Below are 13,199 nucleotides of genomic sequence, written 5' to 3'. Positions count from 1 at the left end.
CCGGCCGAGTAACCGTACGATTCATTTTGACCAAAACCATAGGCTATCGCGTTAAAGCCACCATCGGCACTAATAAAATGTGTACCCGCGCTTACAGGTATTTGTGCGTAAGAATAAGCCTGGTTATTAAGGATAGCCACAAAGCTTGTGTATGGCGCACCATCAAGCTTAAAAGTAGAAGCTTTATCGGCCCTGATAACCACATTAATATAATGATAGCTAATTGCATTAAAAATGGAAGAATACAGGGTAACATGATCAAGCGTTTGTTCGAGCGGGTTAAGATATATCATTTCGGGATCACCCACATCGCGTTCATCAAACTGGCAACCATTGCCTAATACCTTGCCTTGGGTAACCGCGTATTGTATCACCTGTATAGGTTTATCTGCAGTAATATTGTTTGTAACCTGTGAAGAGAACTCGTAAACATTATTCCGGATACTTGCCTGTGGGATCACTGCACCATTTATAGTAAGCAAAGTATTAGGTTCACTGCAAAAAACCCTGTATATATCGTAATCTCTGCCTTTTAGTGGCACCGTTAAATAATTTTTACCCCAAGCTGTAGTTGGATAAACCTGCTGAAAAAGATTATCTGATGTAAAATGCTGTGCGTCATAACAACCTATACCAATTTTTGTACTGCCAGAAAAAACAGCTATTTTCTTGCATTCGCCGTTTACGGTGCTAACACTTTTGATCTTGGTATTTGTGAGATCACTAAGTGACATACCCTGGTAAACCTCTCCTTTCTTTAAAGGGATCGAGAAGGCTTGTCCGGCTGCTTTTCCGTCAAGCAATAGTTGCGATGGCGTGATCTCAACAGTAGTATTATCCTCGGTTGCTATCACCATAAAGGTTGAAAATGCCCTTCCAGGCGCGTTTGAATCCTGGGTGTAATTAAGAGAATAATAAGTTTTACCCAAAACAGCAACCGGCAGTAAAAGTGTAGCGCCGGATACACTTTGCGAATAAATATGCGCGTAAACCGCTATCTTTTTTTCAGATGTGATATGCAAGCCTTTTGCCGTTGGCGATAAGCCGGGATCTTTCAGGAAAGCACTTTTTGGAACATCTATAATTGTTACTTGTTTGGCAATAACATTTTGGGTTAGCGGAGCAAAACTACCATCTGCTACCTCTAATGTTACCGTAGTATTTTCATCCGCCGTAATGTAAAGGCTCATTTGGCTTGGTCCGTTATCTTCTATATGCGACATATAGGCAGTCCAAAATTCCTTGCCCTGGCTTGATGTGCCCTGGGCAAAACCTAAATAACTGCAACAAACTAATATAAATGTTATTACAACACGTAAAGCCCTCACCCTATTCAACTTAATAACTGGTTATAATTTACCCTGCCAATGTAGATGCAAAAGCGTACATTAAATGTAAGTAGTTTAATTGTAAACCTAAATATATCTGCGTGTTGTGTGCTAAAAATGGGGATGAGACTTATGGTTTAAAAGAATTTATCGGGGTTAGGCACCAGGTTCAGGAATTTTTCAAAGTTCTTTTCATAATTTGATTGATCTAACCGATAATAAAACGCGCCTTTTTTGGATGATTGCTTATCCTTTTCAGCCAGTTTTACCAGCAAACCTGTTGAAAGCAGCTTACGGCTGAAGTTACGGTCATCAAACTCGGTTTGGTAAACCCCTTCATACAAGGCCTGTAGCTGTGGTATAGTAAAACGCCCGGGCAGTAGCTGAAATAATATAGGATGCAGGGCGGCTTTATAACGTAACTGCTTTTTGGCCAGCTTCACCATTTCGGCATGATCAAATACCATCTCGGGCATTTCATCAAGCAAATACCAAACGGGATGGTTTTCTGTGGTTATCTGCGTTTCGTATTGCTGAATATCTATCAGTGCGAAGTAAGCCACAGATAATGTACGCTCCACCGGGTCGCGGTCTGGTTTGCCAAACACACGAAATTGCTCCATGTACACATTCTTCAATCCGGTGCGTTCTTCCAGCACGCGGTTTGCAGCATCCTCGGGGCTTTCTGATGGATTAATGAACCCACCCATCAGGCTCCATTTTCCACTTTCTGGTTTTAAACTGCGTTCTACCAGTAACAATTTGATGTTCCAGCCATCAAATCCAAATATGATACAATCTACAGCAACTAAAATTCGATGTTGCCCGGGATATCCATGCATAGGTATAGTTTATTTACAAGTGTAGAAAATATTCGGCATTTTAAAAACAGCTGCGTTATGTAATGCTTTTGTAAGTAAACATATAATAACATATCCTTATTAATAATTCTTTGATATTTACTTTATTACAATAAAATAATTAAAATTTGGAAACCATTTTAAACATATCAAACCTAAACAAAACTTATAAAAGCGCCGGCCGCCTTTTAACTGTTTTAGATAATATAAATTTCAACATCAGCGAAGGCTCTACAAATGCTATCGTCGGCCCATCGGGCAGCGGTAAAACTACCTTGCTTGGCCTTTGTGCCGGTCTTGACAGTGCAACTGCCGGTATTGTTGAGCTGAATGGCATCAGCCTAAGCAATTTAAGCGAAGATAAACGCGCGCAGGTACGTAACCAATACGTTGGTTTCATATTCCAGAACTTTCAATTACTGCCTACCTTAACGGCCTTAGAGAATGTGATGGTTCCGTTAGAGCTTCGTGGCGAGAAAAATATTAAAGCCCGCTCTTTAGACCTGCTCGACAAAGTTGGCCTGGCCGACCGCAGCCACCACTACCCTGCACAGCTATCAGGCGGCGAGCAGCAGCGGGTATCATTGGCAAGGGCATTTTCCAATTCGCCAAAAATATTATTTGCCGATGAACCAACCGGGAATTTAGATGCTGAAACAAGCGAGAAAGTTGTAAAGCTGATATTCGACCTTAACCGCGAGGCAGGCACCACCCTTGTTTTGGTAACGCATGATCTGGAACTGGCTGCCAAAACCCATCGTATTATAAGAATAAAAGGCGGCAAATTGGTTGCTGATGATAAAACCGGTAATGAATAACGCGCCAATGGATACCGTAAATTTTAAAAGAAAAATAAACGTTGCCTGGCTGTTTAGAATGGCCCTGCGAGATAGTCGCCGCAACCGCGGCAGGCTGTTGTTGTTTATCTCGTCTATCGTATTTGGTATTGGCGCACTGGTAGCTATCTACTCGTTCAGGTACAATATTCAAAATGATGTTAACAACCAGGCCGCTACCTTAATTGGTGCCGACCTTACCATTAGCGGTAACAAACAGCCGGATGCCAAATTGCAAAAACTGCTTAATAACCTGGGCGATGATCGCTCGCAGGAACGTAGTTTTCCGTCTATGGTGTACTTTACAAAAAGCCAAAACACAAGGCTGGTGCAAGTAAAGGCGCTGCAAGGTAACTTCCCTTACTATGGCGACCTGGAAACTATACCCGTACAAGCCGGCCGCGGTTTTAAGAAAGGCAAGTATGCTTTGGTTGATAAAACCCTGATGCTGCAATTTAATGCCAAAGTTAACGACTCTATAAAAGTTGGACAGGAAACTTTCGCGATAGCAGGGGTATTAAACAAGGCCCCGGGGCAAACGGGGATCTCGGCAAGCATTGCACCTACTGTGTATATCCCCATGCAATACCTGGATAAAACCGGGTTGATAACCACAGGCAGCCGCATCAATTATAGCTATTATTATAAATACGGCAACAAAACCAATATAGCCAAGCTGGTAAAAGGCCTGGACCCCACGCTGGACAAAGCAGGTTTTAATTACGATACCGTTGAAGGCAAAAAGGAAGGCACAAGCCGCTCATTTGCAGACTTGTCGAGGTTCTTATCCTTAGTAGGGTTTATTGCCTTACTGTTGGGTTGTGTGGGTGTGGCAAGTGCTATAAATATTTACATCCGCGAAAAAATACAATCTATAGCTATTATGCGCTGCATGGGTGTAAAAGCCTCAGAAGCATTTTTAATTTATTTGATACAGATAACCGGCATCGGCCTTATTGGTTCGGTAGCGGGGGCTATATTAGGCACAGGCATACAGCATCTGCTACCCTTAGTACTGGAAGATTTCCTGCCGATAACCATATCCGTAAATATATCATGGATGGCTATTTGGCAAGGCATTTTATTGGGGCTTATTATATCCATATTATTCGCGCTGCTTCCGCTAATATCTATCCGCAATATATCGCCGCTAAACACTTTAAGGCTTTCTGTTGATGATACCACCACCATCCGCGACCCATTTCGCTGGTTGGTTTATCTGCTGGTTTTATTATTTATCACATCATTTGCTTACCTGCAAATAGGCGATTGGATGGCGGCAGGCTTTTTTACCATAGGGATAATGGTCGCATTTCTTATTCTTACCGCCATTGCCTGGTTGTTGATCAGGTTTACAAGGTTACTGGTTATGAGCTCATGGAGTTACATCTGGCGGCAAGGTTTTGCCAACTTATACCGGCCAAATAATCAAACTATCATCCTCACTGTTTCTATCGGCTTAAGCACGGCATTTATTGCTACGCTATTCCTGATCCAGCAGTTACTTATTAGCCAGGTAACGCTATCAGCCGGCGATAATCAATCGAACATGATATTGTTTGATATACAAACCGCCCAGCAAAAAGCCGTTGCCGATCTTACCCGCAAACAAGGTCTGCCGGTGCTTTCGCAAGTGCCCATCATTACCATGCGGTTAGAAAAAGTGAACGGCAAAACCGCTGCTGATGCCAAAAAAGATACAGCCCTGCATATATCACAACGTGCTTTTACGTATGAATACCGGGTTACCTACCGCGATTCGCTTACCCCGTCAGAAAGGGTAACAAGCGGCACCTGGACAGGCAGGGCCGAGCCCGGTAAAGACATCCCCGTATCTGCCGAGGAACGTTTTGCCAACCGCATTAATGCCAAAGTTGGCGACAAACTGGTATTTAATGTACAGGGGGTAATGATGCAGGCCTATATCAGTAGCATCCGTAAGGTAAACTGGAACAAAATATCAACCAATTTCCAGGTAGTGTTCCCTACCGGGGTTTTGGAAGATGCACCGCAGATCCATGTGCTGTTAACGCATGTGCCATCTAATACAGTTTCGGCAAAATACCAGCAGGCGGTAGTAAAGCAGTTCCCCAATGTATCTATTATTGATCTGGGGCTAATACTAAACGTACTGGACGAATTATTAGGCAAAATTGGTTATGTTATTAAGTTTATGAGCGGTTTTAGTATCATTACGGGTGTTATCGTGTTGATATCGTCGGTACGCATCAGCAAATACCAGCGCATACAGGAAAGCGTTTTATTACGAACCCTGGGTGGCAGCCGTAAACAGATCTTTGCCATAACCGCTTTAGAATACCTGTTCCTGGGGGCTCTATCGGCCCTTACAGGTATTGTTATTGCCATCGGCTCCAGTTGGTTGCTGGCCAAATACACCTTTGATATGCCTTACGCGGTTAATTTTTTACCGGTTATGGTAATCTTTTTCACTATTACCTCGTTAACAGTTATAATTGGCCTGCTAAACAGCAGGGGCGTTTTAAACAAACCACCGCTGGAGATACTGCGGTCGAACTCATAAATAATATGCTTAACAAACTCAGAATAATTACTGCACTTGCACTCACCATAACCGTTGCCGGTTGCGGCAGCCAGCCAACATCGAATGATACATCGGAGAAAGCGGAGACAAAAGAGGCTTCTACAGCAAATAAAAATATTTTAGTTTTTGGCGATAGCCTAACCGCGGGTTATGGTTTGGATGACGCGTCAGAATCATACCCCAGCGTATTGCAAACCAAGATAGACTCGGCAAAGCTGCCATATACCATCATTAATGGTGGCCTAAGCGGCGAAACATCTGCCGGTGGCAAAAGTCGTATAGACTGGCTGCTGAAACAGCATATAGATATTTTTGTACTGGAACTTGGCGCAAACGATGGCCTGCGCGGTATCCCGGTAAAAGAAACTGAACAAAACCTGCAAACCATAATTGACCATGTTAAAGCAAAATATCCAAACGCCAAGCTGGTAATGCTGGGCATGCAGGTACCACCAAACATGGGCGCTGATTATGTAAGCGATTTTAAAGACATATTCCCAAAACTGGCCGCCAAAAACAACATGACCTTAGTGCCATTTTTATTGCAGGGTGTGGGTGGTGTACGCGCTTTAAATCAAAAGGATGGCATCCATCCTACTGCCGAAGGTGCTAAGATACTGGCTAACAATGTATGGCAAGAGTTGAAAGGCTTATTGTAAATTATGCATTTGCCAGTGCCCTATCCAGATGCACATAACCACCATCAACATAAATAATTTGCCTGGTGGTATGGCTGGACCGATCTGATAACAAGAACACAACGGTATTAGCTATCTCTGCGGTGGTGGTCATACGCTGGCCAAGCGGTATTTTGGCTTCGATCTCCTTACGCTTCGCAATAGGATCGGCAAGGGTATTTATCCAGTTCTCATAAAGCGGTGTCCAGCACTCGGCAACTACAACGGCGTTAACACGGATGCCATATTTTAATAATTCGACCGCCCATTCGCGGGTTAAGGCGTTGCGCCCACCGTTTGAAGCAGCATATCCGGATGTATTCCCCTGCCCTGTTTCGGCGGTTTTAGAGGTGATATTCAGTATCGCCCCTTTTGATTCTTTTAATTGTGGTAATGCATAATGCGCTATCAGATAATAATGCACCATGTTTTTGTGCAGCGATGCTATAAAATCGTCGTAATTGCCATTTTCTAAGCCCACGCCATCGTTTACCCCGGCATTATTCACCAGGCCATCTATCCGGCCGTATTGCTTTATAATCGCTTTAACGGCTTGTTCACATTCTTCGGGCTTGGTTAGTTCGGCCACAACCTGCCCGCTTTGTCCGCCCTTGGCGATAATAGCATCAACAACTTTTAAATTATCCTCCCGGCTCCTGCCAATAATTACCGGGATGGCACCTTCGGCGGCAAGCGCGTTAACAATACCCTCGCCTATGCCCTTAGCACCACCTGTTACAATAATTACCTTGTTTTTTAGATTTAAATCCATTTCACTTATTATTAAAATAGAATGTCATTTCGAACGATAGTGAGAAATCCTGTTCATATGATAGGTGGCGAACATTGCACAATGAACAAGATTTCTCCTCGTACCTCGTTCGAAATGACAGATCGATTTAATTCATTAATGTCCCGCCACCATTTCTACCTTCTTAACCTTTAAGTTTTTAACGGCAAACCAAAGTATCCCTATAAAACAAACACCCGGCACTAAATAGGATACCTGAATATTAGATGCATCAGAGATACGGCCCATTATAGGTGGCAGTACCGCACCGCCAACAATACCCATTATCACCAATGATGACCCAAGCTTTGTTTTAGAACCCAGATCGCGGATGCTTAACGAGAAAATGGTTGGGAACATGATAGACATAAAGAACCATACCGCCATTAAGGTATAAACCGCGATGGCACCCTGCAGATTAACCGCAGCAGTAATTAAGATAATATTTATAACAGCGTAAGTAACCAGCAGTTTAACCGGATTAAAGAACCGCATTAGTAAGGTGCCAATAAACCTGCCGGCCATAAATAACCCAAAGGCAATAGATAAATTAAGAGAAGCCGGTTTTTCTGCAAAGCCTGCAACCCGTTCGCTAAAGCGAATAAAGAAACTGCTTACACAGGCCTGCGCACCAACATAAAAAAACTCTGCTAACACACCAGACATGAGGTGTTTATCTTTTGTTAATTCAAGTATCCGTACACTTAAAGGCCTGCGCCCTTCTTCTTTCTCTATATGAGTTTCCTCTTTAATTTTAGGGAATGTAGTTCGCCACACCATTATGGCTACCAAAAAAACCACAATACTTATCACAACAAATGGAATTTGCACAGCAGATGCTTCGTGGTTTAAATATGAATTTAATTGCTCTGGCGACATTGATTTGGTATCGGCCTCGCTTAAAGTTTTACCCGAAAGGATATACTTCCCACCAAGGAAAGTTGCAGATACCGCCGCGAAACCATTGAAAGATTGTGCGAGATTAATACGTATGGCAGAGCCCTTGGGGTCGCCAATTAAGGTTATAAGCGGGTTGGCCGCGGTTTCTAAAAATGCCATGCCCGAGAAAACTACGAACAACGCTCCTAAAAAGAACGCGTAATTACGTACAGCGGCAGCCGGGTAAAATAACATTGCACCTATCGAGAATAATAGCAAGCCGAATATGATGCCCCCTTTATAGCCATACCTTTTCATGAATTGCGCCGCAGGTATAGGCAGCAGGAAGTAGGCGATATAGGATGCTGAATCTATCAGCGACGATTGAAAATCTGATAACTGGCAAGCCTTTTTAAGGTGCGGTATCAGTATAGGGTTAAGATTAAGTGCAAAACCCCAGATAAAAAACAGGGATGTGATAAGCGCTACGGCAACTAAACTTTTGTCTTTTGGCATTATACAGGTTTAAATTTATTCAGGAAAAACGGTGGGCCAATATAAATTATTTAAACGCAGCTTGTATATCCTTCAATGAAATTCCAAGCGTTTTTAGTGCGATACTGTTCAATTGGGCCTCATCACCCGTAAAATGGAACACACTGTGGTTATGTGTCAGCTTTTCGCCAGGCTTTAAAAACGCCGCGGGCGATACACTCTCTATCTCGTAAAAAGGCCCCATTTGCCCGCCGGTAGCCAGCGGCCCATCATTATAAGCGTTTACGGCATCACCAACAAAGGGTGGCTTATCGGTTCTCCATTCCTGGTTAAGGTAAGTGGCTTTACTGTCTACATCATAAAGGGTTATGGTTAATACCTTATGCTCCGGGTCGTAGCTACCGGCCATGGTTTTGGCACGGTTTGGCGGCACACCCAGTTTACCGCGGCTTTTACCGTCGGCTTTAAAAAACAGTATGCCTTTGCCGTATTTAACCCTATCAGGCGGGATCTGGCCAAAATAATCGGTAGTGGCAACTTTGCCCGTGGCGTTTTCGTGGTAAGGCACCACTATCACCGTTTTTTCTGACGGCGAAAACATATCCAAATTCCATAAACATGGCGCGCCCGTTGTTTTATCCCAGGCTTTATTGCCGTTGTTGATGATGGTGTTGCTTGTACTAAATGCAACCGAGCTTACCTTATCGCCAACTGTTGTACCAAGCATTTTATTAATATCCGCGCTTTGTAGGATCTTCACATTGCGTTCCAGCTTTATTGCTAAAACTGTGTTAGCGTAGTTGACCATTTCGGTGGTTTTGTTCATGGCAACTTCGTTGTCGTTTTGTGATATCAAGTTCCAGCTTTCGTTATCAACAGCAAATGGTGTATGCCAGTTGGCAAACTCCATTTTGGTGCCCGGCTTAAAAAAAAGCGAGAACTTACCACCCTCAGGGCCAAGCCAGAGGCGATCTTCACCTCCATAAGCGCTCATGTGCTCATCGGGTTTGGCTTCAAAGGCTTTATAGTTAACCCAGCCAAAGCTTCGGCCCTGGTTGCCGTTTGCCGTCGAGGTGAACACTTTTGCCTGGTATTTATACGATACAATGACCTGCGCTTTACCGTCACTGCTTTTCAAAACAATAATTCTACTCCTCTTTTTTAAAAAATCAAGGTCGTAACCAAAGGTACCTTTGGCATATTGAACAGTATCCGCGGTAACCGTTTGTTCCTTTTTAGCATTTTGCCCGCAAGAACAAATAACCATAACCGGAAACACGAACAACAAACTTTTAAATTGCTTCATCATTAATTTTATGTTTTGGGTTTATGGTGATCGTATTTATCATGGTGCCAATGTTATCAATACTTATTTCTACCACATCCCCCTCCTGTAAGGTAAATGTTGGCGGTGGTACCAGGCAGGTACCCGTCATCAGGAAACAGCCCTGCGGGAAATCGATCTCGGCAAATAAATAACCGGTCAATTCAGTAAACGAGCGTTTTATTCGCGATACTGTTGTTTCATCTTTAAATGCCTCCTTACCATCTCTGCTGATGGTCATTTTTATGGCCGACTCTATAGGGATAGGCGTTTCACTCACATACAGGCATGGTCCAAGGGCGGCACTTTTTTCATAGATCTTCGCCTGCGGCAGATACAGGGCATTTTCACCCTCAATACTGCGCGAGCTCATATCATTCCCTATGGTATAACCCTGTATATTTCCGTTCGAATTTACAAACAGGGTAAGCTCCGGCTCGGGTACATCCCAGGTAGAATCCTTTCGGATATATACTTCCTTTAAATGGCCCGATACCCTCGAAGCTACCGACTTAAAGAATAATTCGGGGCGCTCGGCATCGTACACCATATCGTATAAGCTGGCAGCGGTTTCAGATTCCTCCATCCTTGCATCGCGGCTTTTAAGATAGGTAACACCAGCCGCCCAAACCTCCTGCCCACCTATTGGCGGCAATATGCTGCCTGCGCTTAACCAGATGGTTTCATCCTCGGTACTAACCTTTTTGACTTTGCCCAGCAAGCCGCGCAAATAGCCCTCTAAGCCATCCCTGTTAACAAGCGCATCCCAATGCCCGTCTATCACATAAAAATCGCTCTCATGCTCCAGCAGGATGCCGTTTATGGTTTTATATAACTTCATAGCTTTAATTCACTTCCAGTTCATCTTTTGATGGCAGTTTTGGGAACGGCCCGTGCTGGCCGGTCTGGTACCAGAAAACCACCGAAGCAATATCATCCTGTAAAGGCATATACCTGCCACCGCTGCGCCAGCCTAAAGCCTGTATAGTAACTTTAAGATTTTTCTCAAAACGTATTGGGTCGGCAATATGCCAGCGATACATACCAAAGCGTTGTGCAACGTTATAATGGCCGTCGCCGCGTATTACCTGCGGCAAACCGGTGTAGGGGCCGCTAAATTCTGTATATTCTGTACCCTCACTACCATCAGGGCGTTTTTTGCGGGTATCAAAATCATACGATCCGCAGAAATAATCTTCTGTACCGGTACCTATAATGGTGGGGAACTTGGTATCGCCATCCATAAAAAATTTGATCTCGCCTTCGCCCCACCAGCCGTTTTTGTTTGAGCCATATGCCATGTAAGTGCCCACATACTGGCCTTTCCCCTGAATGCTATCTACCAAAACATAGTCTTTTTTGTAGGGCAGCGGGTTTATCCTCCTGAACTGGGCATGAAAATATGCCGCATCATCGGGCACTTTAGTCAGCGTATAATCTACCTGGTAGTACAGTACCATATCCTCATTATCGATGTTTTCCATAGTGATACGGCATTTTTTACGGAACGGCATTGGCCAGTAACAGTTAAAGGCGCTGCCCGGGTTTACCACAACAGCCAACGATGTAACCGGCGCATACTTGCCCCAGCCCATGCAAAAGAAATCGCCAACCGGCGACTCAACCGAGGGTGTGGTTTCATCATCCCAATAAAAACGGATAATAGAGTTGCGCCAGTTCCCGGTAGGTGTCATCCAGATATGTTGTATAGCACCTTCGCCGTTTATTTCGGCAACGGTGTAGGTTGTATGTTTTTTGATAATAACGCTTGGGCTTACTTTCCAGGTTTGGCCCAGGTCGCGGGACGCAGCCGCGCCTGTACCTGTTGTGGCCATACCACCTTTGCCTTTTTCACCGTTAAAATTTTCGGGGCTGATAGACCGGCTGATAGCATCGGAGGTACGATAAATGTTGCCCATGTTTGCATCGAGGCCATTAAACTTTTGTTGCGCGTGCACAGATACGCTAAGGATGCCAAGCACCCCGGCTAATAAGAAAAGTTTTTTCATAAGTTTTATTATAGGTTTAACGACTAAAAGTAGTAAATATCTAATTACAATAACATAACAAGTATGCGACACAATACCGGTTATCGCCCGGGTTTCTTAAAAGCGGGATGGTTTTGGTATCTTTGCGCTCTTTATATTTTTTAAATGGTGTGGGCAGAGAAATTTAAGCTGAATAAGCAATTAATAAAATCGGTAAACGATGCAGGATTTGACAATCCGAAAGAATTACAGCTAAAAACGCTTAACCGCATTATTGGCGGGCAAGATGTTATTGCTATTGGCCCCGAGGGCTGTGGTAAAACCACAGTTTTGGTTTTGGCTACTTTAAATCGTTTTAAGCATAGTGCCGATGGCGTACCTAAGGCTTTGATATTAGCACCCGACCAGGAGAAAGTATTTGAGCTACTTGCGCAGTTTGACAGGTTAAACCGCAATAAATCTATCCGTATTGTTAGCCTGCATGCCGGCACTACTGCCGAGCAGCAAATGGATGACCTTGCCGATGGTTCTGACATTGTAGTGGCTACACCCGACAGGGCACGTGCCATATACCTAAAGCTTGGCCTCAACCTAAATAAAGTCGATTTTTTTGCTGTAGACGATGCGCAGCTTATCATTAAGAAAGGCTTGCAACTCCCTGTGGTAGAATTGGCTAACAGCATTGGTAAAGCCCAGCATTTGGTATTTACCGAGGTAATGCACGATAAGCTTGAAAAGATGATAGCGCCGTTTATGCAGCTGCCCGCAACTATAGAAGTTGAGGAAATGCCCGAGGAACAATTACCCGTTCACCCGCAGATGCTATATCATGTACCCAACTTTGGCACCAAGCTAAACCTGCTTAACTTGTTCTTATACGATGAGGAGCTGTTTACCAAAACGGTAGTTTTTGCCAACACCCGCCTTACTGCCGAAACTATTTACAAGAGCTTACATAATCGCCTGCGTAATGCGGTGACCTCTATAAACCCTCTATCTTTTGAGTATAACAAGGTGAAGGATATCAGCGAATTTAAAGCGGATAGCAGCTTACGTGTAGTGATAGTTGCCAATGAAGGCACGGAGGATATTGATGTAACGGGTATCCCTTTCATTATCCATCTTGATTTGCCGGCAGAGAAAGAGATCTACATAAAGCATATTGAAAACCACGATGTTGATGCGGAAGATGAAACCTTAGCTTTAACCTTTGCTACCGACCTTGAGCTTGACCAGGTACGCAAAATAGAACAGGCTACCGGCCAAAAAATGCAAAAGGCAGATTTACCTGAAGAGCTGGTGATTGAGAAAGACCGCAAGCAGAAAGAAAGCGAAAAGGTAAAGAAGGTTGTTAAGCCAGATCCTAACCAATATGTACCCGGCGAAGCTTTCCACGAGAAAAAACCGGAAAATTCAAAAACCTACAATTACAGTTCGGGCACCAAAGCCAAAATGAACA

11 protein-coding genes are annotated in these 13,199 nt (G+C 43.8%); 4 read left to right on the top strand and 7 right to left on the bottom strand.

Features of this window, described 5'->3' with window-relative positions; genetic code table 11:
• Together JWQ85_RS07280 and JWQ85_RS07275 are read right to left on the bottom strand one after the other, a co-directional pair.
• Positions 1 to 1,223: IgGFc-binding protein (locus JWQ85_RS07280; protein ID WP_299466172.1), on the bottom strand; the 1,223-nt coding region annotated here is incomplete at its 3' end.
• Between the two features lie 242 nt (positions 1,224 to 1,465).
• Positions 1,466 to 2,170, bottom strand: a complete 705-nt coding sequence (locus JWQ85_RS07275) for an NUDIX domain-containing protein (RefSeq protein ID WP_299466170.1) — start codon at positions 2,168 to 2,170, stop codon at positions 1,466 to 1,468.
• A 146-nt stretch (positions 2,171 to 2,316) separates the two neighbouring features.
• Here JWQ85_RS07275 and JWQ85_RS07270 point away from each other — a divergent pair, with 146 nt between their 5' ends.
• The 3 genes from JWQ85_RS07270 to JWQ85_RS07260 are packed head-to-tail and all read left to right on the top strand — an operon-like array spanning position 2,317 to position 6,246.
• Entirely contained in the window at positions 2,317 to 3,006 is a 690-nt protein-coding gene (locus JWQ85_RS07270; RefSeq protein ID WP_299466167.1) for an ABC transporter ATP-binding protein, read from the top strand.
• On the top strand, positions 2,984 to 5,566 hold the full coding sequence (locus tag JWQ85_RS07265; RefSeq protein WP_299466164.1) for an FtsX-like permease family protein: 2,583 nt from the start codon (positions 2,984 to 2,986) through the stop codon (positions 5,564 to 5,566). Before JWQ85_RS07270 ends, JWQ85_RS07265 begins: the two co-directional genes overlap by 23 nt.
• A 5-nt stretch (positions 5,567 to 5,571) precedes the next feature.
• Positions 5,572 to 6,246, top strand: coding sequence for an arylesterase (locus JWQ85_RS07260; protein WP_299466161.1), 675 nt, complete (start codon positions 5,572 to 5,574; stop codon positions 6,244 to 6,246).
• 1 nt (position 6,247) lies between these two features.
• Here the strand turns inward: JWQ85_RS07260 and JWQ85_RS07255 are convergent, their stop codons facing one another.
• From JWQ85_RS07255 to JWQ85_RS07235, 5 genes are all read right to left on the bottom strand, one after another.
• The gene (locus JWQ85_RS07255) at positions 6,248 to 7,036 is read right to left on the bottom strand and encodes an SDR family oxidoreductase (protein ID WP_299466158.1); all 789 of its coding nucleotides are present in this window, start codon (positions 7,034 to 7,036) and stop codon (positions 6,248 to 6,250) included.
• A gap of 135 nt (positions 7,037 to 7,171) precedes the next feature.
• A complete protein-coding gene (gene fucP / locus JWQ85_RS07250) occupies positions 7,172 to 8,449 on the bottom strand; it encodes an L-fucose:H+ symporter permease (protein ID WP_299466156.1) in 1,278 nt (425 codons plus the stop codon).
• 46 nt (positions 8,450 to 8,495) lie between these two features.
• On the bottom strand, positions 8,496 to 9,737 hold the full coding sequence (locus JWQ85_RS07245; RefSeq protein WP_299466154.1) for a DUF6786 family protein: 1,242 nt from the start codon (positions 9,735 to 9,737) through the stop codon (positions 8,496 to 8,498).
• Positions 9,721 to 10,593: a fumarylacetoacetate hydrolase family protein gene (locus JWQ85_RS07240; protein ID WP_299466152.1), complete on the bottom strand. Its 873-nt coding sequence runs from the start codon at positions 10,591 to 10,593 to the stop codon at positions 9,721 to 9,723. Before JWQ85_RS07240 ends, JWQ85_RS07245 begins: the two co-directional genes overlap by 17 nt.
• Positions 10,594 to 10,597: 4 nt before the next feature.
• On the bottom strand, positions 10,598 to 11,761 hold the full coding sequence (locus JWQ85_RS07235) for a glycoside hydrolase family 172 protein (RefSeq protein ID WP_299466149.1): 1,164 nt from the start codon (positions 11,759 to 11,761) through the stop codon (positions 10,598 to 10,600).
• A 144-nt stretch (positions 11,762 to 11,905) separates the two neighbouring features.
• Here JWQ85_RS07235 and JWQ85_RS07230 point away from each other — a divergent pair.
• Positions 11,906 to 13,199, top strand: a 1,294-nt coding sequence (locus JWQ85_RS07230) for a DEAD/DEAH box helicase (protein WP_367186189.1), incomplete at its 3' end; no start/stop codon positions are given.

Origin of the sequence: Mucilaginibacter sp. (assembly GCF_028288105.1) — a bacterium.
Lineage (GTDB): Bacteria > Bacteroidota > Bacteroidia > Sphingobacteriales > Sphingobacteriaceae > Mucilaginibacter.
The sequence above is the reverse complement of the archived record's forward strand: the minus strand, read 5'-3'. Positions and strand labels throughout refer to the sequence as shown.

Excerpts from the sequence above, each read along its gene's own strand:
- JWQ85_RS07265 (WP_299466164.1), top strand. The coding sequence starts at position 2,984 with ATGATAAAACCGGTAATGAATAACGCGCCAATGGATACCGTAAATTTT.
- JWQ85_RS07235 (WP_299466149.1), bottom strand. The coding sequence starts at position 11,761 with ATGAAAAAACTTTTCTTATTAGCCGGGGTGCTTGGCATCCTTAGCGTA.
- JWQ85_RS07255 (WP_299466158.1), bottom strand. The coding sequence starts at position 7,036 with ATGGATTTAAATCTAAAAAACAAGGTAATTATTGTAACAGGTGGTGCT.
- fucP (WP_299466156.1), bottom strand. The coding sequence starts at position 8,449 with ATGCCAAAAGACAAAAGTTTAGTTGCCGTAGCGCTTATCACATCCCTG.
- JWQ85_RS07240 (WP_299466152.1), bottom strand. The coding sequence starts at position 10,593 with ATGAAGTTATATAAAACCATAAACGGCATCCTGCTGGAGCATGAGAGC.
- JWQ85_RS07245 (WP_299466154.1), bottom strand. The coding sequence starts at position 9,737 with ATGATGAAGCAATTTAAAAGTTTGTTGTTCGTGTTTCCGGTTATGGTT.
- JWQ85_RS07260 (WP_299466161.1), top strand. The coding sequence starts at position 5,572 with ATGCTTAACAAACTCAGAATAATTACTGCACTTGCACTCACCATAACC.
- JWQ85_RS07275 (WP_299466170.1), bottom strand. The coding sequence starts at position 2,170 with ATGCATGGATATCCCGGGCAACATCGAATTTTAGTTGCTGTAGATTGT.